Annotated in this window: 17 protein-coding genes and 2 pseudogenes; 12 read left to right on the plus strand and 7 right to left on the minus strand. The window is 59.2% G+C overall.

What is annotated here, in order from left to right; genetic code table 11:
- Positions 1–64 precede the first annotated feature (64 nt).
- Complete coding sequence (locus BLO50_RS13010; RefSeq protein WP_090253468.1) at positions 65–1,075, minus strand: DUF2804 domain-containing protein; 1,011 nt, start codon at positions 1,073–1,075, stop codon at positions 65–67.
- A 265-nt stretch (positions 1,076–1,340) separates the two neighbouring features.
- On the opposite strand from BLO50_RS13010, the gene BLO50_RS13015 reads away from it, so the two are divergent.
- The 12 genes and pseudogenes from BLO50_RS13015 to BLO50_RS22295 all read left to right on the plus strand — a co-directional run bounded on the left by BLO50_RS13015 (position 1,341) and on the right by BLO50_RS22295 (position 13,768).
- On the plus strand, positions 1,341–1,841 hold the full coding sequence (locus BLO50_RS13015; RefSeq protein ID WP_090253470.1) for a DUF2059 domain-containing protein: 501 nt from the start codon (positions 1,341–1,343) through the stop codon (positions 1,839–1,841).
- 12 nt (positions 1,842–1,853) lie between these two features.
- A complete protein-coding gene (locus BLO50_RS13020; RefSeq protein WP_090253472.1) occupies positions 1,854–2,147 on the plus strand; it encodes a BolA family protein in 294 nt (97 codons plus the stop codon).
- A 165-nt stretch (positions 2,148–2,312) separates the two neighbouring features.
- On the plus strand, positions 2,313–3,251 hold the full coding sequence (gene trhO, locus BLO50_RS13025; protein ID WP_090253474.1) for an oxygen-dependent tRNA uridine(34) hydroxylase TrhO: 939 nt from the start codon (positions 2,313–2,315) through the stop codon (positions 3,249–3,251).
- Positions 3,252–3,253: 2 nt separating this feature from the next.
- A complete protein-coding gene (locus tag BLO50_RS13030; protein WP_090253476.1) occupies positions 3,254–3,886 on the plus strand; it encodes a DsbA family protein in 633 nt (210 codons plus the stop codon).
- Positions 3,879–5,657, plus strand: coding sequence for an ABC transporter ATP-binding protein (locus BLO50_RS13035; protein ID WP_090253478.1), 1,779 nt, complete (start codon positions 3,879–3,881; stop codon positions 5,655–5,657). The genes BLO50_RS13030 and BLO50_RS13035 overlap by 8 nt, the downstream gene beginning before the upstream one ends.
- A 289-nt stretch (positions 5,658–5,946) precedes the next feature.
- Positions 5,947–7,029 (plus strand): 4-hydroxyphenylpyruvate dioxygenase, encoded by a 1,083-nt coding sequence (hppD, locus tag BLO50_RS13040; RefSeq protein ID WP_090253480.1) that lies wholly within the window; start codon positions 5,947–5,949, stop codon positions 7,027–7,029.
- Positions 7,030–7,033: 4 nt separating this feature from the next.
- Complete coding sequence (locus BLO50_RS13045; RefSeq protein WP_090253482.1) at positions 7,034–8,173, plus strand: homogentisate 1,2-dioxygenase; 1,140 nt, start codon at positions 7,034–7,036, stop codon at positions 8,171–8,173.
- Positions 8,173–9,156 carry a fumarylacetoacetate hydrolase family protein gene (locus BLO50_RS13050; protein ID WP_090253484.1) on the plus strand — a complete coding sequence of 328 codons (984 nt, stop codon included), beginning with the start codon at positions 8,173–8,175 and terminating at the stop codon, positions 9,154–9,156. Before BLO50_RS13045 ends, BLO50_RS13050 begins: the two co-directional genes overlap by 1 nt.
- Entirely contained in the window at positions 9,146–9,805 is a 660-nt protein-coding gene (gene maiA / locus BLO50_RS13055; RefSeq protein ID WP_090253486.1) for a maleylacetoacetate isomerase, read from the plus strand. Before BLO50_RS13050 ends, maiA begins: the two co-directional genes overlap by 11 nt.
- Positions 9,806–9,978: 173 nt before the next feature.
- Complete coding sequence (locus BLO50_RS13060) at positions 9,979–11,439, plus strand: sodium-dependent transporter (protein WP_090253487.1); 1,461 nt, start codon at positions 9,979–9,981, stop codon at positions 11,437–11,439.
- 1,312 nt (positions 11,440–12,751) lie between these two features.
- Positions 12,752–12,910 (plus strand): annotated as a pseudogene (locus BLO50_RS22290) (HAMP domain-containing protein); the annotation flags it as partial.
- Between the two features lie 144 nt (positions 12,911–13,054).
- Entirely contained in the window at positions 13,055–13,768 is a 714-nt protein-coding gene (locus BLO50_RS22295; RefSeq protein WP_420875468.1) for a methyl-accepting chemotaxis protein, read from the plus strand.
- A gap of 77 nt (positions 13,769–13,845) precedes the next feature.
- Here BLO50_RS22295 and BLO50_RS22430 read toward each other — a convergent pair whose 3' ends face one another.
- From BLO50_RS22430 to BLO50_RS22315, 6 genes and pseudogenes are all read right to left on the minus strand, one after another.
- Positions 13,846–15,453 carry a methyl-accepting chemotaxis protein gene (locus BLO50_RS22430; RefSeq protein WP_090253491.1) on the minus strand — a complete coding sequence of 536 codons (1,608 nt, stop codon included), beginning with the start codon at positions 15,451–15,453 and terminating at the stop codon, positions 13,846–13,848.
- 90 nt (positions 15,454–15,543) lie between these two features.
- On the minus strand, positions 15,544–16,623 hold the full coding sequence (locus tag BLO50_RS13075) for a metal-dependent hydrolase (RefSeq protein ID WP_090253493.1): 1,080 nt from the start codon (positions 16,621–16,623) through the stop codon (positions 15,544–15,546).
- 80 nt (positions 16,624–16,703) lie between these two features.
- Positions 16,704–18,623, minus strand: a complete 1,920-nt coding sequence (locus BLO50_RS13080; RefSeq protein ID WP_090253495.1) for a putative bifunctional diguanylate cyclase/phosphodiesterase — start codon at positions 18,621–18,623, stop codon at positions 16,704–16,706.
- A 5-nt stretch (positions 18,624–18,628) separates the two neighbouring features.
- Complete coding sequence (locus BLO50_RS13085) at positions 18,629–19,144, minus strand: putative pterin-binding protein (protein ID WP_090253498.1); 516 nt, start codon at positions 19,142–19,144, stop codon at positions 18,629–18,631.
- A gap of 167 nt (positions 19,145–19,311) precedes the next feature.
- Positions 19,312–20,193 carry a methyl-accepting chemotaxis protein gene (locus tag BLO50_RS22310; protein WP_420875470.1) on the minus strand — a complete coding sequence of 294 codons (882 nt, stop codon included), beginning with the start codon at positions 20,191–20,193 and terminating at the stop codon, positions 19,312–19,314.
- A gap of 240 nt (positions 20,194–20,433) precedes the next feature.
- Positions 20,434–20,949: pseudogene (locus BLO50_RS22315) on the minus strand (MCP four helix bundle domain-containing protein); the annotation flags it as partial.
- Between the last annotated feature and the right edge of the window lie 174 nt (positions 20,950–21,123).

Genomic DNA, 21,123 nt, shown 5'->3' on the forward strand with positions numbered 1-21,123 from the left:
CACGCCCGGGTGTCTTTCAGCTTAGGTTGCGATGCAGCAGGAGAGGTTCAACCGCAATGGCCGATTACCAACGGGCGCGGGTTTCACCGAGCCAGCCAAGGGCGTTGTTGACTGGCACTCGTTCACCTTCCGGACCGCGTAAAACCCCCTCGAAATGTCCGAACCACTGCTGCGTATCTGCATAAAACGGCCCGAGACGGCGGTAGGCCTGGTGACGCTGGCGTGGGGTGAAGGTCAGCTGTACGGCATTATCCGGGCTGCGCAGTTGCCAGGGCGCCAGGGGGGTGTGCGGCGCCTGAGTGATGGCAATTGGGATATCCAGATGCTGCAACTCGCCACCAAACCACAGGGTGTTTTCCGACAGGCCACTGTGATCCGTCCAGCCAGAGCCGAAATTGCCGGCGATGCCACCCGGCGCGGCAAAAGCGGCGCGGGTCCAGTGACTATTGAGCGGCCAGACGCCACGGCCGAAATCCAGTGAGGCAAAGCTTTGCCCGTTTACACAGCTGTAATGCTGTTTGCCCAGTTGCACGCTGCCACTGCAGGGCAGGCCTAGCTGACGACTGGTGGCGTGAAAGCTATGCGGGCCAAGCGGGGCGACTAGGTTGACCGAATCCAGGTGGCTAGGGCGCTGAATGTCCAGGGCGACTTGCAGTGGTTGCCCGCCAATGTCCGGTGCATTGATGGTGATACGGGTGCGTCCGGTGTGTTCAGCCACGCGCAGTTGTAGGCGTGGGTGGTTGAATTCGTGGCTTGCCTGCGGTTGGTCTGGCAGGTCACAGCCACGGCCGAATAGGCGGTACTGGCTGTAGGCGACGGCTTGGCCGCTTTGCAGATCAAGGAAGTAGGCGGCGGCGTAACCCAGGTAGTCGAGGTCGGCCTGGGTAAAGGAGAGCATCCACTGCGGGGTGGTGATGCACCAATGGTTCCAGCGTTTGCGCCGACCGAAGTGCCCGGGTATGGCGCAATCGATCATGGGCCTTGGCGACCAGCCGATGGCCTGCGGGTTGAGCAGGCCGCGGCTGTCGCATAGTGCGATGGCGGCAAAAGGCTCTGGGTGAGTGAAACTGTTCATCGACACGTCCATGTGTGTGCTGGCGCCTACCTTGTGGGCTCAAAGGCGCGCTGAAGCAGAAGATGGCTTATCTCGTCGAGCATGCACAGGCGCAGACCTGCTCGGCAAGTGCTGGCATTTTGGCCTTTAACCAGGCAGTGCGCCAGTGCACAGTTGTAGCGTGAATCAATCGATGCTCTGACTGGCTTGAGTGTGACCCGTGGTTGGGCACAAAATGCCGGCAATTGGGTCCAACAGCACTCATGCCCTTTCTCAGGAGTAGTACATGTCACGTTTACCTGCCTTTTGCGCTGCCCTAATACTGACGTGCGGTAGTGCTCAGGTGCTCGCCGATGCCAAAAGCCACGCGGCTGACGCTGAGCGCTTCCTGCTGCTGGCTCGCGCTGACAAGCTGGCTGTTCCGGTGTATGCCCAGGTGCAGCAGATGTTTGCCCAGCGTTTTGCCGAAAGTAATGCGCCGCAGAGCGAGAAGGCTGTGCTGGAAACCTACCAGGCTCAGGCCAATGCGGCTCTGGAACAGGCCGTGGGTTGGGACAAGCTCAAGCCGGATATGGTCAAGCTCTACACCAGCAACTTCAACGAGCAGGAAATGAAGGACCTGATCCGTTTCTACGAATCGCCGCTGGGCAAGAAAGTCCTGGAGAAAATGCCAACGCTGACCGCACAGTCGGCGCAGCTGACTCAGGGCAAGCTGGAAGCCGCCGTACCCAAGGTCAATCAGCTGTTGGCGGAAATGACCACCAAGCTGACTCCAAAGAAGCCCTGAGTGACAGTCCCTATGCCGAAGATCGATTTGTTGCAGGCCGCTCTGGCAAGCCTGCAGCCCCAGCAGCTCGATGTGCTGGATGAAAGCCATATGCACAGCCGGGGGCTGGAAACCCATTACAAGGCGGTGATCGTCAGCGAGCAGTTTGCTGGCCTGAATGCGGTTAAACGCCATCAGAAAGTCTACGCCGCCGTAGGTGAACTGATGGGGCAGATCCATGCCCTGGCGCTGCATACCTACACACCCGATGAGTGGACACAGCAGGGCGTGGCTCCGGCTTCGCCGACCTGCAAGGGCGGCCACTGAGGCAATTCGCCTCTACACGGCGCTTCTCAAGGGCAGTAAACTGCGCACCCCGCCGGCCTAGCGCCGGCGGTTTTGTTTGTGGCTCAGCAGCCTGTTAAAGCCGCTGCCGGTCACGTTTGTATCCCGGTCCGCCCTTTACGTGGGCGACTACTGAAGGATTTGCTTATGACTGACAAGATCGTTGTCGCTGCGCTGTATAAATTCGTTTCCCTGCCTGACTTCCATGACCTGCGTGAGTCGCTGCTGCAATGCATGCTGGATAACGCGGTAAAGGGCACCTTGCTGCTGGCTGAAGAGGGCATCAATGGCACCGTCTCCGGCTCGCGTGCCGGTATCGATGGCCTGATGGCCTGGTTTGACCAGGATCCGCGCCTGGCCGACATCGACCACAAGGAATCCTACTGCGACGAGCAGCCGTTCTATCGCACCAAGGTCAAGCTGAAGAAGGAAATCGTCACCCTGGGCGTGCCCGGCGTCGATCCGAACCAGAAGGTCGGCACCTACGTTGAGCCCAAGGACTGGAACGCGCTGATCTCAGATCCCGAAGTGCTGCTGATCGATACGCGCAACGACTACGAAGTGTCGATTGGCACCTTTGAAGGCGCGGTAGACCCGAAAACCAAGTCGTTCCGCGAGTTTCCCGATTACATCAAAGCGCACTTCGACCCGGCAAAACACAAGAAGGTTGCGATGTTCTGCACTGGCGGCATCCGCTGCGAGAAGGCTTCCAGCTATATGCTCGGTGAAGGCTTTGAGGAGGTTTTCCACCTCAAGGGCGGCATCCTCAAGTATCTCGAAGAAGTGCCGCAGGAAGAGACCAAATGGCAGGGCGACTGCTTCGTTTTCGATAACCGGGTTACCGTACGTCACGACCTCAGCGAAGGCGATTACGACCAATGCCACGCCTGCCGCACGCCAGTGTCGGTGGAAGATCGTCAGTCCGAGTTCTACACCCCGGGCGTCAGCTGTCCGCATTGCTGGGATTCGCTGCCGGAGAAAACCCGCGCCGGCGCCCGCGAACGTCAACGGCAGATTGAATTGGCTAAAGAGCGCAATCAGCCGCACCCACTGGGCTACAACCCCCGACAAAATCGCGAGGCTTAAGCATGCACGCACGCCTGCTCTATGTGATGGACCCGATGTGTTCATGGTGCTGGGGCTTTGCCCCGGTGCTGGAGTCCCTCGCTGAGCAAGCGGCTGCAGCAGGTGTAGGGCTGGAGTTAGTGATGGGCGGGTTGCGCCGTGATGGTGTGGCCATTGATGCCGCCGCCCGCGTGCGATACCTGGGCTATTGGCAGGCGGTCAATGCCAGCACCGGGCAGCTATTCAACTTCAATGCCGGTTTGCCTGAGGGGTTGGTCTACGACACCGAACCGGCCTGCCGCGCTCTGGTGACAGCACGCAACCTGGCGCCCGAGCTGGTCTGGCCGCTGGCCCGACTGATTCAGCGGGCGTTCTACACCGAAGGCGTGGATGTCACCCGCGCCAGTGTGTTGGTGGAGTTGGCCGAGCGCGCCGGGATTCCGCGCATCGTGTTTGCCGAAGCCTTCGACAGCGCTGCACAGCGCGCCGCCACCGCCGCTGACTTCTGCTGGACTCAGGATCTGGGCATTGCCGGCTTTCCCACGCTGCTCGCTGAGCGCAACGGCCAACTGGCGCTGCTTACCAACGGCTATCAACCCCTGGACGTGTTGCAGCCCTTGCTGACGCGCTGGCTGGAGCGGGTTGCCCATGCCTGATCGTTTGAGTTGGGCGGAAGTTCGTCGGCTGGCCCTGCAGCACAAGAAGGCGTTGATCTGGGCCAACTTGGTTGCCGTGCTGGCCACTCTGTGCAGCGTGCCGATCCCGCTGTTGCTGCCGCTGTTGGTCGACGAAGTGCTGCTCAACGACGGTGACGCCGCGCTCAAGGTGATGGATAACTTCCTGCCGGCGCACTGGGAAACCGCTGCCGGCTATATCGGCCTGATGCTGGTGCTGACCCTGTTTCTGCGCGGCGGTGCGCTGATCTTCAACGTGTTGCAGGCGCGGTTGTTTGCCCGCTTGTCGAAAGACATCGTCTACCGCATCCGCATTCGCCTGATCGAACGGCTCAAGCGGATTTCCCTTGGCGAATATGAGAGCCTCGGCGGCGGCACGGTGACCACGCACCTGGTTACCGACCTCGATACCCTGGACAAGTTTGTCGGCGAGACCCTTAGCCGTTTTCTGGTGGCCATGCTCACTCTGGCCGGTACCTCAGCGATCCTGATCTGGATGCACTGGCAGCTGGCGTTGTTGATCCTGCTGTTCAACCCGCTGGTGATCTACGCCACGGTGCAACTGGGTAAGCGGGTCAAACACCTGAAGAAGCTGGAGAACGACAGCACTTCGCGCTTTACCCAGGCGCTGACCGAAACCCTCGAAGCGATTCAGGAAATCCGTGCCGGCAACCGCCAGGGCTTCTTCCTCGGTCGCCTCGGTGGTCGTGCCAAGGAAGTGCGCGACTACGCCGTGGCCTCGCAGTGGAAGACCGATGCCTCGAACCGCGCCAGCGGTCTGTTGTTCCAGTTCGGTATCGACGTGTTCCGCGCGGCGGCGATGCTCACCGTGCTGTTCTCTGATCTGTCGATCGGCCAGATGCTCGCGGTGTTCAGTTACCTGTGGTTTATGATCGGCCCGGTCGAGCAGCTGCTTAGCCTGCAATATGCCTTCTACGCCGCCGGTGGCGCGCTGACGCGGATCAACGAGCTGCTGGCGCGTAAGGACGAGCCGCAATACCCCGGGCGCGTCGATCCGTTCAAAGGCCGCGACACCGTGGGCATCGAGGTCAGTGGGCTGACCTTTGCCTATAACGACGAACCGGTGCTTAACCAGCTTAATTTGAGCATCGCCCCAGGCGAGAAGGTCGCCATCGTCGGCGCCAGCGGCGGCGGCAAGAGCACCCTGGTGCAGCTGCTGCTCGGGCTGTATACGCCGCAGGCCGGGACTATTCGGTTTGGCGGCAGCAGTCAGGAAGAAATCGGTCTGGAAGGCGTGCGTGAACACGTCGCGGTGGTGCTGCAGCATCCGGCGCTGTTTAACGACACGGTGCGCGCCAACCTGTGCATGGGCCGCGAGCGGGGCGATGACGCCTGCTGGCGCGCCCTGGAAATTGCTCAGCTGGCCGACACCATTCACGGCTTGCCGCAAGGCCTGGACAGCATTGTCGGTCGTTCCGGCGTGCGCCTCTCCGGTGGCCAGCGTCAGCGCCTGGCCATTGCCCGTATGGTGCTGGCCGAGCCGAAAGTGGTGATTCTCGATGAAGCCACCTCGGCTCTGGATGCCGCTACCGAATACGCCCTGCACCAGGCGCTCAATCAGTTTCTGCATGGCCGCACCACGCTGATCATCGCTCACCGTCTGAGTGCGGTTAAGCAGGCTGATCGGGTGCTGGTATTCGACGGCGGCAGCATCGCCGAAGACGGAGGTCACCAAGAGTTGATTGCCGAAGGTGGGCTTTACGCCAAGCTCTACGGCCATCTGCAGCACTAGCAAAGCATTAAACGCATCGTTATTTCGCGGGTATCAATCGGGCCTGAGCTACTGCGGCCTCGCACTTGGCAGTTAAATCGACCGCTTTGTAAAGTTATCGTTACGCATGTTGGGTGCTTTCGGTCAGCATTCCCGCTGTTTCTCTAGCTGTATTAAAAACTTGCCGAAAGCCTTGGCCAAGCCTGGGGCAGGGCGCTCTGGTTCGGCTTGTTAGCGGGCCTGCGCTCGGTTGTTATGAGGTCAATCCCGCTGACGCAGCGGCTGATCAAAACAACAACGAGGAGGCGCAATGAACGCCGTGAACAAGATCGAACAGCACAACCCTATCGGCACCGACGGCTTCGAGTTCGTTGAATACACCGCGCCGACCCCGGAAGGCATCCAGCAGCTGCGTGAACTGTTCACCGCCATGGGCTTTACCGAAACCGCCAAGCACCGCTCGAAAGAGGTCTGGCTGTTCCAGCAGAACGACATCAACTTCGTGCTGAACGGCAGCCCTACTGGGCACGTGCGCGAATTCGGTCTGAAGCACGGCCCGAGTGCCTGCGCCATGGCCTTCCGCGTGCAAAACGCCGCCCAGGCCGCCGCCTACGTGGAATCCCAGGGCGCCAAACTGGTGGGTAGCCACGCCAACTTCGGCGAGCTGAACATCCCCTGCGTCGAGGGCATCGGCGGCTCCTTGCTGTATCTGGTGGACCGCTTCGGCGACAAGACCATCTACGACGTCGACTTCGAGTACATCGAAGGCCGCACGCCGAACGACAATTCGGTCGGCCTGAAAGAGCTGGATCACCTGACTCACAACGTCAAACGCGGGCAGATGGACGTGTGGTCGGGCTTCTACGAGCGCATCGCTAACTTCCGCGAAATCCGCTACTTCGATATCGAAGGCAAGCTCACCGGCCTGCTGTCGCGCGCTATGACCGCGCCGTGCGGCAAGATCCGCATCCCGATCAACGAGTCGGCCGACGACAAGTCGCAGATCGAGGAATTTATCCGCGAGTACCAGGGCGAGGGTATCCAGCATATCGCCCTGAGCAGCGAGGACATTTACGCCACCGTGCGCCAGCTACGCGCCAATGGCGTGCAATTCATGGTCACCCCCGGCACCTATTACGACAAGGTCGATACCCGCGTGGTCGGGCATGGCGAACCGACCGATGTGCTGCGTGAGCTGAGCATCCTGATCGATGGCGCCCCCGGCGATGACGGCATCCTGCTGCAGATTTTCACCAATACTGTGATTGGCCCGATCTTCTTCGAGATCATCCAGCGCAAAGGCAACCAGGGTTTTGGCGAAGGCAATTTCAAGGCGCTGTTCGAGTCCATCGAGGAAGACCAGATCAAGCGCGGCGTAATCTCCAAGGAGTGATGCCATGAGCCGTAACTGGATCAGTTTCCCCCTGCGTGAAGGCGAATGTTCGCGCCAGGCGCACTGCGACTTTCCTGAAGGCACCTACGAGCGCGAGATGGGCCGCGAGGGCTTCTTCGGCCCCACCGCGCACCTGCACCACAAGCATCCGCCGACTGGTTGGATCGACTGGCAGGGGCCGCTGCGCCCGCATGCGTTCAACTTCAACGATATTTCCAGCGAGCGTGATTGCCCGCTGGCCGCGCCGCTGACTCTGCATAACAGCGATGTGAAGCTGCGCGTGTGGAAAACCCACGGTGCTATGCGCCATCTGGTGCGCAACGCCGACGGCGATGACCTGCTGTTTATCCATGAGGGAGCAGGGGAGTTCTACTTCGATTTTGGCCACCTGACCTACCGAGATGGCGATTACCTGCTGATTCCGCGTGGTACCGCCTGGCGCATCGAGGCCAGCGAGCCGACCTTTATGCTGCTGATCGAGAGTACCGATGGCGCCTATCAGCTGCCGGACAAGGGCCTGCTCGGCCCGCAGGCGATCTTCGACCCGGCGGTGCTCGATCATCCGCGCATCGATAAGGCCTTCAAGGCCCAGCAGGATGAAAACACCTGGCAGATTCGCATCAAGCGCCGTGGCCAGATCAGCACCGTGACCTATCCCTACAACCCGCTGGATGTGGTCGGCTGGCATGGCGACAACACCGTGGTGCGTCTCAACTGGCGCGATATTCGCCCGCTGATGAGCCATCGCTACCACCTGCCGCCGTCGGCGCACACCACCTTTGTCGCCAATGGTTTTGTGATCTGCACCTTTACCCCGCGTCCGGTGGAAAGCGACCCCGGCGCGCTGAAGGTGCCGTTCTATCACAACAACGACGACTACGACGAAGTGCTGTTCTACCACCGAGGCAACTTCTTCAGCCGCGACAATATCGAGCAGGGCATGGTCACTCTGCACCCGTGTGGCTTCCCCCATGGCCCGCACCCCAAGGCATTGAAAAAGGCGCAGATCGATCCGGCCACCTTTATCGATGAAGTGGCGGTGATGATCGATACCCGCCGCGCCCTCGAAGTCGGCGAAGCCGCCGCCGGGGTGGATGTTCCCGAATATGTGAATTCCTGGCGTGCGCCGGGTAAGGAATCTTGATGAAACTCGCATCACTGAATCAAGGCCGCGACGGCATGCTCGTCGTGGTATCGCGCGACCTGAGCCGCGCCACCGAAGTCCCGGCGATTGCCGCGACCCTGCAAGCCGCGCTGGATAACTGGAAGGTGGCCAAGCCCAAGCTGGAGGCGGTGTATCAGCGTTTGAACGATGGCCTGGAAGAGGGCGCATTTGCCTTCGATCAGGCGGCCTGCCACAGCCCCTTGCCGCGTGCCTATCACTGGGCCGACGGCAGCGCCTACGTCAATCATGTGGAGTTGGTGCGCAAGGCGCGTGGCGCCGAAATCCCGGAAAGCTTCTGGCATGACCCGCTGATGTACCAGGGCGGTGCCGACTGCTTTATCCCGCCGCACAGCCCGATTCAGATGGCCGACGAGGCCTGGGGTATCGATCTGGAAGCCGAGATCGCGGTGGTCACCGATGACGTACCGATGGGCGCGACCGCTGCCGAGGCCGCCGGGCATATCCAGCTGCTGATGCTGGTCAACGATGTGTCACTGCGTAATTTGATTCCCGGCGAACTGGCCAAGGGCTTCGGTTTCTACCAGAGCAAGCCGTCGTCGAGCTTCACGCCTGTGGCGATTACCCCGGATGAGCTTGGCGATACCTGGCGCGATGGCAAGGTGCATCGACCGCTGGTTTCGCATATCAATGGCGCGCTGTTCGGTCAGCCGGATGCCGGCGTGGACATGACCTTCAACTTCCCGACTCTGGTCGCCCACGCCGCCAAGACCCGGCCGTTGTGCTGCGGCACCATCATCGGTTCCGGCACCGTGTCGAACTACGACCGAAGCGCGGGTTCCAGCTGCCTGGCAGAGAAACGCATGCTAGAAATCATCGAGAGCGGCGAGGCGAAAACCCCGTTCCTCAAGTTTGGTGACCGGGTGCGCATCGAGATGTTCGACGCCGCCGGCCATAGCCTGTTCGGTGCCATCGACCAGGCGGTGGAGCGCTATGAACACTGAGTTGACGCTCTATGGCTACTGGCGATCCAGCGCGGCCTACCGGGTGCGTATCGCGCTTAATCTCAAGGGCCTGGCCTACCAGCAAGTGCCGGTACATCTGGTTAAGGACGGCGGTCAGCAGCATTCGGCCGAGTATCAAGCGCTGAATCCGCAGGAGCTGCTGCCCTTGCTGGTGGACAAAGGCAACGGCGGGGTGCGCATCGCCCAGTCGCTGGCGATTCTCGAATACCTCGATGAGGTGTTTCCGACGCCGGCGCTGCTGCCCAGCGATCCGGTGCAGCGCGCTCAGGTGCGTGCCTTGTCGCTGCATATCGCCTGTGATCTGCATCCGCTGAACAACCTGCGGGTGCTGCAGTACCTGACCGGCGAGCTTGGGGTGGGCGAGCCCGCCAAGGACATTTGGTATCGCCATTGGCTGCACAAGGGTCTGGCTGCGGTCGAGGCTGGGCTGGCGATATTCAATGATCGCCTGTCACTCGGCGAACGGCCCGGATATCTGGAAGCCTGTCTGGTTCCGCAGCTGTATAATGCGCGCCGTTTTAACTGTGACCTTGATGCGTACCCGCGCATCCTCGCCATGGCGGCGCGTTGTGAATCTCTGGATGCCTTTAAACAGGCGGCGCCGGAGGTGCAACCCGACGTTCAGTGATCCCAGCCGGCTTCGCCGCCGCTAGGGTCTGGCGAATCCGGCTTCCTCAGGTAGGCGCAAAGCGGCATAGCCGAGCGCAGTAGCTTTAAACCGACCTGAATGCCTTGCCACTCCGCCGCGCCACAAGCGCTGCGGGTTCTATTTCGTCACAGATAAAAACAAACAGGTGACGCATGACCCGTGAAAAACCGAAGAACCTCTGGCTCTCGCGCTGGGGCTTTATTCTTGCTGCAACCGGCTCCGCTGTGGGCCTGGGCAATATCTGGAAATTCCCCTACATCACCGGCGAATACGGCGGTGGTGCGTTTGTACTGATGTACCTGGCCTGCATCCTGGCCATCGGTATTCCAGTGATGATGACCGAGATCGCCATTGGCCGACGCGGCCGTGGCAGCCCCATCGATGCGATTGGTCGGATGGTCAAGGAAAACGGCGGCAACCCGCTGTGGAAGGCCGTCGGCGGCATGGCCATGCTGGCCGGCTTTATGATCCTGTGTTTCTACGTGGTGGTGGCCGGTTGGGCCTTTGCCTATACGTGGAAGATGCTCGACGGCTCCTTGGCGGCAACCAGTGTCGAACAGTTGGGCGGGGTATTCGAAGCGCATAACGCCAACCCATGGCAACTCGGTGGCTGGAGCGTGTTGGTGGCGCTGCTGACCCTGTGGATTGTCGGCAAGGGCGTGCAGGCTGGTGTCGAAAAAGCCTTTCGTTGGATGATGCCGGGCCTGGCTGTAATGCTGATCGTACTGGTCGGTTATGCCTTCACCAGTGGCAGCTTCAAGGCCGGCTTCGATTTCCTGTTTACCTTCGATGCTTCGAAAATTACCGGCGAAGCGTTGCTGGCGGCTCTGGGCCATGCCTTCTTTACCCTGAGCTTGGCTTCTGGGGCGATTCTCACCTACGGCTCCTATATCCCGGATGGCCAGTCGATTACCCGCACCACCTTTATGGTGGTGGTCTGCGACACCTGCGTGGCGCTGCTAGCGGGGCTGGCGATCTTCCCGATCATCTTCGCCAATGGCATGAGCCCGAGCGCGGGGCCTGGCCTGATCTTTATGAGCTTGCCGCTGGCCTTCCAGCAGATGCCGTTCGGCACTGTCTTCGGTGTGTTGTTCTTCGCCATGGTGTCGGTGGCGGCGCTGACCTCGGCCATCTCGATGATCGAGGCACTGGTTGCCTATCTCAACGAGAAACACGGCGTCAGTCGGGTCAAGGCCGCTGCCGCGTCCGGTGCGGTGCTGCTGGTGATCAGTCTGTTGGCGATGCTCTCGTTCAACCTGCTGGCCGGTTGGACGCCGCTGGGCAAGAACTTCTTCGACTGGCTGGATTACCTGACTTCGCGCTGGATGATGCCGCTGGGCGGGATCTTCATGGTGCTGCTGGCCGGTTACGCCCTGCGCGATGAAATCATGCGTGATGAGCTGAACCTGCCGCCGCTGGGCTATGCACTTTGGCTGTTTATGGTGCGCTACGTCAGCCCGGTGCTGATCATGGTGGTGTTCCTCCACGCTCTGGGCTGGTTGATGTTTGACCCGATTGCCCAGTGGTACTGGATTGCTGGCGCCATTGGCTTGCTCGCGGTGTTCGGTGAAGTGCTCAGGCCACGGGTCGTACCGGTGCTCGCCGGGCGTTAATCACGCCAAGCTGAGCCGCAATAGAGAAGGGCGCACGAGCAAAAGCCGTGCGCCCTTTTTCTTACTTACAGATTGGTTCGCCATAACCTTGGCGCGGGCTTTTTGGCGATAAATCGCCACTCTCGGTAAGGCATCAGCGGAAACATGCCGATAAACCGGGTTATCCGCAGCTTTCGACCTTTGGCTTTATCTCGCTGAACAGCGGTTAACGGCTCTGGCTCGGGCCTTGGCGCTGATACCTAAGCCCGGGTCAGACCTCTGGCGCAAGGGTTGCAATAAAGCGGGGCTAAACTGCCATCAGTTGTTCATGAGCTTGCCTAGGCCGCCATCACGCCGCCTTGCTGCGCTCGATAATAAAAACGGAGTTGTTGCTATGTCCTCTTCTGCCGCGCGTCTGTTCGCCGATCTGTCTGTCGGAAAAAAGCTTATGTGTGGCTTCGGCCTCGTGCTGTTGCTCACAGTTGCCGTTACCGGCAGTGGCTTTCTGGCAGTGCAAGCCGTGTTGGATGGGCATGCCAGTACCAGTGGTTTGTCGGCGATCGATGCGCAGGTGTTGCAGGCGCGCCGCGCCGAGCGTGATTTCGCTCTGCGGCAGAACAGCGAGGCCGCCGCGCAGGTGCACGAGCAGTTGGATCGGGTCGGCGCCACGCTGGCTCAGCAGCTGGCGGCCGCTTCCGGCGCCGATCAGGCGCGTCTGCAAAGCATGCAGCAGGCCATCGACGACTATCGCCGGCAGTTCGACAGCTTTGTCGAGCAGCAGAACAATGCCCGCGCGGCGCGCACGCAGATGCGTGAAGCGGCTGGTGAGGCACGTGACCAGTTTGATGTGATCGAGCTGGATATGTATGACGCCGTGCGTGAGCTGCGCCTTGAAGGTGACAAGCTGCGCGGCAGCGACCCACTGACCCTGGCGGAAACCGCCTCGGGCCTTAGCAAACGCATGCTCGATCTGCGCGGCCATGAGAGCCAGTACATCATCGATGGCTCGGCCGAAGCGCTGGAAGAGTGGACCTATATCAATGACGACCTACAAACCGTGGCGCGCAGCCTCATGGTTTGGCTGGATGACGACCAGAAAGGCGCCATCGAAACGGCTTTGAAGGCGCTGACCCTGTATCAGCAGGCGTTCACCAATTACCAGCAGGTACGTGGGCAGAGCCAACAGAGCGAAGTGGCCATGGTCGAGCGTGCCCAGGCCGTGCTGGCCCTGGTGGATGAAGCCAAGGTTCAGCAAGAGCAGGCCATGGCCGCTGATAGCCGCAAGGCCATGCTGTTGCTCGGCGCGATGGGCATTGCTGCGGTGATTATCGGCATGCTGGCGGCGCTGATTATCTCCCGCTTGATTGTTGCGCCCTTGCAGCAGACCGTGGTGTTTGCCCAGCGCATCGCAGCTGGCGACTTGACCCACGACCTGCCGCAGGATCGGCGTGACGAGCCGGGCCAACTGATGGCCGCCATGCAAGTGATGAGCGTGAGCCTGCGCACCCTGGTTGGGCGCATTGGCGGTGGCGTCAGCCAGATTGCTGCTGCCGCCGAGCAGCTGTCGGCGATTACCGCGCAAACCAGCATTGGTGTGCAGAACCAGAAGATGGAAACCGAACAGACCGCCACCGCTATGCATGAAATGGCTGCAACCGTGCAGGAAGTGGCGCAGAACGCCGAACAGGCTTCTTTGGCCGCCCGCGCCGCCGATCAGGAAGCGCAACAGGGCAACCAGGTGGTGCAGCAAGCTGTCAGCCAGATCAGCAGCTTGGCCAGCGAAGTTGAAGAGTCTGCCGAAGCGATTGCCGCGCTGAATCAGGAAAGCGCTCGAATTGGCGGTGTGCTGGAGGTGATTCGCAACGTAGCTGAGCAGACCAATTTGCTCGCATTGAACGCGGCGATCGAAGCCGCACGGGCTGGCGAGCAGGGGCGTGGCTTTGCTGTGGTAGCCGATGAGGTCCGCGCCCTGGCCAAGCGTGCGCAGGACTCTACCGAAGAAATTGAAGGGCTGATCGCCAGCTTGCAGCGCCTGGCTAAGGGCGCCGTGGACAAGATGGACAGCAGCCGCAATCTGACGCTGCGTACTGTCACTCTTGCTGGCGAAGCTGGCGCTGCACTGGGCCGCATCACTCAGGCGGTGAGCACCATTGAGCAGATGAACCAGCAAATTGCTGCGGCGGCCGAAGAACAGAGCGCGGTGGCGGAAACCATCAGTGAAAGCGTGACGCGGGTGCGCGATATCGGCGAACAAAGCGCCAGTGCCAGTCAGCAAACAGCAACATCCAGTGCCGAACTGGCGCGCTTGGGCGTTGAGTTGCAGGGGCTCGTGGCGCAGTTCCGCAGCTGATTGATGTGCGAAACTCTCCGAGCGGTTGGGCTCGGTGGGCTGACCAAGGGTATTGAGTAACCGGCTCAGCGCGTGGCTCAGGTCTGAAATTGCAGCACTGCGTTCTGCATGCTGCGCGCAACACGGTCGAGGCTTTGCGCCGCATTGGCCAACTCATTGACGGTGCGGCTGTTTTGTTGCGACATCTGCGCGATATGTTCGACTTGCTGTGCCACTTCACTGCTGGCACGGCTCTGCTCGTTGATGGTTTGCGATATTTCTTCCACCACTTCAGCTGCACGGTGCGCGCCGCCACGGATTTCGTTGATCGACTCACCGGCTTGACGAGCCAGCGCCACGCCATCACTGACCCGAGTGACCCCCGTCTGCATGCTGTTCACTGCTTGTTCGGTGCTACTACGGATGCGTTCGATCATCCCGGTGATTTCTTGGGTCGATTGCGCGGTACGTGCGGCGAGGTTGCGTACTTCATCGGCTACCACGGCAAAGCCACGACCTGCTTCACCGGCGCGAGCAGCCTCAATGGCCGCGTTGAGTGCGAGCAGGTTGGTCTGTTCGGCAATGCTTTTGATCACCTGGATGATCGAGTGAATTTCTTCCGATGATTCGCCCAGCGCGGTGATGGTGGCACTGGATTCATTGACGGCTTCGGCGATCCGGCTCATGCCATCGACCACGCCCATGATGACCTGGCCGCCGTTACTGGCCAGGTGTTCCGAGTGCGAAGAAATTTCCTGAGCATTGCGTGCATGGCCGGCAATTTGTTCGATGTTTTGCATCATCTGTTCCATCGCGCCAGCCATGCTGCTGGCGCTTTGTGATTCTTCTGTGGTGCTGTGTACGATGCTCTGCGAGGCACCGTTGAGGTTGCGCGCTGTTTGCTGCAACTGCTCACCTTCCTGGCGAATGTCATCAATCATTTGCCGAAGGTTGGTTTGCATATCCGCCAGTGCTTGCTGCAGCTGTCCGGCTTCATCGTTACTGTCGATGGTGATGGTGCTACGCAGGTTGCCTTGAGCAATATTGCGCGCCACTCCGATGATTTTCTCCAGTGGGCGCAAAACGGCTTTCATCAACTGGGTAGTGAGCAGGCACAGCAGGCAGCAGACCATCAGAATGCCGCCAATCAGCAACCAGGCTGCCTGTTGCACGGCGGCCTCGCCGTCACTACGGGTTTTTGCCGAGTGCGTTTCGATCAGGCCGCTGAGGGCTTCGTTCTTTTCTTCCAGGTCGCCAAAGCTGGCATCGAAGGCCGCCATCTGTTGCCGTGCGGCCTGTGGGTCAGTCAGAGCCAGATTGACGATGCCCTCGGCCTGCTGAATGTAGCTGGCCAGGGCTGGCTGCGATTGGCTGATGGCCTGGCGAATATCCGCACTGAGCGGCAGTTTGGCGTTGTCATTCAGGGTACGGGTAAACCATTCGCTGTGCTCGCGCAGGTCATCGCGTACTTGGGTGACCGCCGCGCTGTCGGCGGGGTCGATATAGAAGGCGGCGAGTACATCGGCGCGCAGGGCGTCATGCATCATGTCGCCCTCCAGGTGGTTGCGCAGGGCGCTGACGCTCAGCTGATTCTCGTTGAGCGCACTGGCCAGGCGGGTTTGCCCCCAGAAACCGATGCTACCCAGCAGGGTGGCTGCGAGTACGCTGATAGCACCACAGGCGATCATTTTCTGCCGGATATTCATGGCTAGACTCCAACGGATAGAGGTTGGAGTTCAGCCTAGACCATGCGCAGCATCTCTGTAGGGCCGGCCCATGCAGGCTGGCAGGCGCGGTTATGGCAAGTCGCTGCTGGCCAGCGGCACTTTACGTAACTCATCAGCCCAGACCAGCAGCGGTACTTGCACCTCAGGCTGCCAGATGCGCGCCCACAACAGCTGCAGGCGCGATACATCGCCGCGTTCTACCGGCAGGCGCTGGATGTTGTCATGTACGCGCCATTGGACGTTTTCCAGGGTGGCGAAGTCGAAGCGGAAGGGGTGGAAACCGGTCATGCCCAGGCGGATATCGGTCACGACCAAGTGATTGCCGAGCTGGTCATAGCGCAGCACACCATTGGTAAACCAGGCCAGCCGGGCATGCGCCGGTGAATCTGCCAGCGCTGCTGCCAGGTGCGTCCCCCGGGGGATGCGCTCGAGCATCGGTGGCGTATCGTCAAACCAGCTGACCAGCGCCTCGTGGTAATCGTCGCCATCCAAAACAATCACCCGCCACAGCAGGCTGTTGAACGGCGTGGTGGTGCTGAAGATTTGCTGGGGCTCGATGCCCTGACGCGCCAGTTCGGCTTCCACGCGTTGCTCGGCCATGTACTTACCCGCGACGGTAAAACTCAGGTACAGCGAAGACACCAGCAAGGCCAGTGCGGGCGCCTTAGTAGCCGTCTTCTGCCCAGTGGTGTCGCGTAAGCCATAAAGCAGCCCGAGCGCTACGGCGATGCACAGTGGCACGGTGTAGAGCGGGTCGATAATAAAGATGCTCGACCATGCAGTTGGTACCGGGGTTAGCGGCCAGAGCAACTGGGTGCCATAACTGGTAAAACTGTCGAGCAATGGGTGGGTAATCAGCACCAGCCATACCGTCACGAACAGACGTTGGGCGGAATAACCAGGGTGGTTGCGAAAGCGTCGTGTGATCCATGTCAGGAACAGCGCGAGACCGGTGAGGACAAACAGCGAGTGGCTGAATCCCCGGTGATATGTCATGTCAGCCACGGCGTCGCCATAATCGATGACTACATCCAGATCTGGCAATGTGCCGAGCATGGCGCCATAAAGCAGCGCCTTGCGTCCCTGCCAACGACCGAGCAGTGCGCCCTGAATAGTGGCGCCCAGTACCGCCTGGGTTATCGAGTCCATGACTGATCTCTGAATTAAACAGGCGGCTAAATTAGCCGAACGCCCAGGTTTTGGCAGCGGCTAATTTTCGAGCAAAGGTTTCAGTGGCGGACGTGATGGTCATGCACTTCTTGGACGCTGAAGAGTAACTGCGGGCGGTTTTCGCTATACCAGGCGATTAAGCCAGGCAAAGCCATCGGCCTGCCGTAGAAGTAGCCTTGGGCATAGTCGCTGCCAAGCGAGCGAATCTGCTGGTCATCAGCACGGTCTTCAATGCCCTCGCAGATGACGCTGAAATTGAATCCATGACAGAGCTCGATAATGCTGCGCACAACCCTCTGCATTTGCAGATCCTGGCTGATGCCCTGGATAAAGGATTTATCAATTTTTATGCGCTGCACTTTTAAGCTGCTGAGGTAGGAGAGCGAGGAGTAACCGGTGCCGAAATCATCCAGTGCAATATCAACGCCTAGTGCATTTATCTGCTGCAGAATGCCTTGGCACTCATTGAAATTGGCCACAGAAATCGACTCGGTCATTTCCAGTAGCAACTGGTCTGCGCTTATGGGCGCATCTGCTAGCCATTTGGCCAGGCTGTTAGGTAAGCGTGGGGTGAACTGGGAAGGCGATACGTTGATAGAAAAGTACAGATGCTCGCGCATCTCGTCCGGCAGTTTATAAAGATCCTGCTTCAGTCGTTGCAGCAACCAGCGGCCAAACGGTAAGCCAAGCTGATTATTCTCGGCCAGTTCCACGACTTCCAGCGGCGAGATGTAACCCATGCTTGGATGGTTCCAGCGCAGCAACACCTCAACGCCCATGACATCTTGCTTGAGCCCGAGAATCGGCTGGTAATGCAGCGCCAGGCCGGGGAACGTGCCATTTATGGCGCGGCGTAGATCGCTCAGCAGCTGCTGGCTGCGCAGATAACGGTTGTTAATTTCTTCATCGAATACTTTGAGCCCACGGGTTTGGCTCAGGCGCATTTCGCGTGTAGCAAGCGTTGCGCAGTAGTAAAGCTTTTCGATGCTGTGAGTATTGTCGCTGTTGAATACGACGCCAATGCGAGCGTTGACCTGAAAAAGCTGCTTATCACTCTGGAAGTCAAAGCTCAGGGCTTTTGTCAGCACTTTCAGGGTTTCAATGACCAAGTCAGCGGGGAAGCGTTCACTGAATGTCATAAGGAACTCATCACCGCCAACGCGCGCAATAAAGCTGCCTTCGGGTTTTAACTGGTTCAAGGTCTGGCCAATTCTTTCCAGTAGACGATCGCCTGCCTCATGGCTGATGGTTTCGTTGACCGTGCGAAAGTTGTTCATCTCGATTACGGCAACAGCGCTGTATGCAGTGGGGCTGACACTGCCGGTTTGCAGTGCCAATAGGCTTTGGCGGTTGGGTAGCTGAGTCAGGGCGTCGTTGCGCGCAAGAAAGTTGTTGCGGCGGCTTTCAAAGAACAGCAGCGACAGCAGGGCTCCGCCGCAAAACAGTAAACCGAGCAGAAGGCCTTGAGTCAGAAAGCGTTGGGCATGGGCTTCATCGACGATACTGGCCGCCTCTGGGCCCGTGAAATTGCGCACAATCAGTCGTCGAATGGGCTGTTGATACTCGCTGTAAGCCTTAATCAATTGCTCGATTTGCTCGCTAGGCTGCAGTTGGGGCGCAAACAGCAGTGCTTCATCCTGTTTCAGCTGGTTCAGTAGGCTTCTTGCCAGCGCGGCGGCATCAAAGCGCTCGCGAATCGCTCGGTTTTCTTCACCATTGAGGAAAACTTCCAAACGGTTCCAGAGCAAGTCGTAATCAAGCTGCAGCTGTTCCGCCAGCAGCTTATCTGCCTGGAATAGTCGCAGGCTGGCATGAAACTTTAGAAATTCATGCTCAAGCTGGGCTAACGACCACGCTGATAGCTGGATACGGCTGGAGGTCAATTCTGCACTGCGCTGGCTGCTGATAAGTGATGCCGCGATACCAATGGCAAAGCCCAGCGTCACCAACAACAAAAAGACATAGCGCAGACGCCGCATCTGAATTACTCACTGATCTGCAGGGATTTGAGCTGCCAGACCATGGCGTGGTGGTGTTCTTCTTTGCGTAACTGCGGATAGTCGTTCAGTGGGTACATGATCCAGATGGGCCCTTTGTCGCGTACACGCATCAATTGCTGATTGCGGCGGGTTGCCAAAATGACCGGGTACTCTAGCGAGGCATCACTGCTGAACTCAGTGCTGTAATCATTCAGTGCCGTTGCACTTATCTTGTTGCCTTTGGCGCCCAGGGCTGTGAGCAATTCACTCAGTCTGACACCTGAATAGCTGTCGGTGGTTTCAGTCCAGGGGGGCATGGTGCTGACAACGCTCTGCGGCAGAGCATCCAGGCGTTGCAGGTCAAAATAGGCAGTGCCACTGGGGCAGCAGTCCAGTTCGCCGCTGATAGTCAGTATCAGCGGCCCTGACGGTTGCTCCTGCCAGGAAGTCTCCGCCCAAAGCGCTGAGCTGATAGTCAGTAAAACAAGTGTTGAAAACAGGCGGCGAGCGGAGAAGGTCATAAGGTGACTCCGTAGAAGAGGCAGGCACTATTGATACTGTCGCGCTGTAGGATTGTAGAACATAGCGGATGATATCACTGTGCCATTACTCTGCCGAAATCAATAGTGCAAATCGCCCCGCGCATTGGAATCTATGGCATCTGCGCCAGGGCTTTGCTTGCCTACAGTCATAACTTAAAGAAGCTGACTTTGTCCGTTAGGCGATTGGCCAGGGTGGCCAGTTCACGGCTGGAGGCTGCCACCTGTTCGGAACCGGAGGAGGTCTCCAGGGTGGCGCTGTGGATGCGGTTGATGTTCTGGTTGACCTCTTCAGCCACCGCGCTTTGCTCTTCCGAGGCGCTGGCGATCTGCGCGTTCATTTCGTTGATGGCGGTGACCTCGCGGCGAATCTTGTTCAGCGCAGTCTCGGCCTGACCAGTCTGTTCGACGGTTTGTTGGGCCAGTTGACGGCTGTTGCGCATCACTTCGGCGGCTTTGCCAGCACCTTCCTGCAGCTTGCCGATCATGCCGCGAATTTCCCGGGTGGAATCCTGAGTACGGGTAGCTAGGGAGCGGACTTCGTCGGCCACCACGGCAAAGCCACGGCCATGTTCGCCCGCTCGTGCGGCCTCAATGGCGGCGTTAAGGGCGAGCAGGTTGGTTTGCTCGGCAATGGAGGTAATCACCTCGATGATTTTCTCGATGCTCTCGCTGTCCGTGGACACCTGCTGCACGCTTTCGGCAGCGCTTTCCAGGGTACGCGCCAGGTTCTGGATGGCGCTGGCGGTAGCGCCCACCACTTGATTGCCGGTGGCGACTTCGCTGTCTGCGTTGCGGGTAGCGGAGGCTGCACTGGCGGCATAGTTGGCCACTTCATTGACGGTGGCGGCCATCTGGTTGATGGCGGTGGCCATCTGCTCAGCCTCGCTGGATTGCAGGCGGATCTGCTTATTGTTGCTGTCGGATGTGGTCAGCAGTTGGTCTGAGGCCAGAGTCAGTTCGCTGGCGGCTCCGCGTACCTGGGTAATGGTATCAGCCAGGTGTTTGACCATGTCCTGCAGGGCGCCCATAACGCTGTCCGGATAGTGGGTTTGGATGCGTTGATTGAGTTCGCCATTGGCCAGACGCTGAATAATCTCGGCGACTTTGTAGGGTTCGGCGCCCAGCGTGGATTTCAACTTGTTGATGATGATCAGTGACACGCCAATGCTCAGCAGTACGGCTGCAGCGGTTACCAGCAGTATCAGCAGGCGAAAGCCGCCGGCGGCCTCACGCACCGCACCAATATCCTGGCCGATTTCTTGTTCCTGATGGTCGATGTAAGCATTGATGCGTTTGAGCCATTCGCGATAAGCCGGGGAGGCTTGCTCCATCAGCAGGGTTCTAGCTGCGTCCGTATCGCCTTGACTGCGCAGGCTGACCAATTGCTCGGTCAAGGCCAGGGTGCTGCGCTCAATAGTCTGAATATCGCTCAGAAGACGCTGTTCGGTAGCTGTTGGCGCTTGTTCGCGCAGCAAACTGTCCATGGATCGGGCCGACTCTTGATAAAAGTCTTTAAGGCGTTGAATTTCGCTCAGTTGACGGTTCAGCGCCACATCGTTATCCACCAACACGGCATCGCGGATGGCGATGGCGCGATCATGCACGCTGCCACGGAAGTTGATGGCATAACGCTGCTTGAGCGAGGCCCCTTCACTGACAGCGGTCAGGGTCTCGTCGATAAAGCCAACGCGTATTACACCGATGAGGGTAATCAGGATCATCAGTGACAGGATCAAGCCAAATCCAAGGCTCAGGCGTTGCGCAATACTCAATTGTGATTGCATGAAATCGACTCCTCTTGCCCCTTGGGGCGGCGACTGCTTACTGCGTTAAGGGGAGGCTCAGCAGGTGGTGAGTACTCTCTTATGCAAATCTTATACAGAATAATTGCTTTGTACAATTTTGTTTTGGGTTTTAGCTATAGTGATCGATGGCCGGTAGCGGCGCTGCACAGGAGT

This window comes from Pseudomonas peli (assembly GCF_900099645.1).
In the GTDB taxonomy this organism is placed as follows: Bacteria; Pseudomonadota; Gammaproteobacteria; order Pseudomonadales; family Pseudomonadaceae; genus Aquipseudomonas; species Aquipseudomonas peli.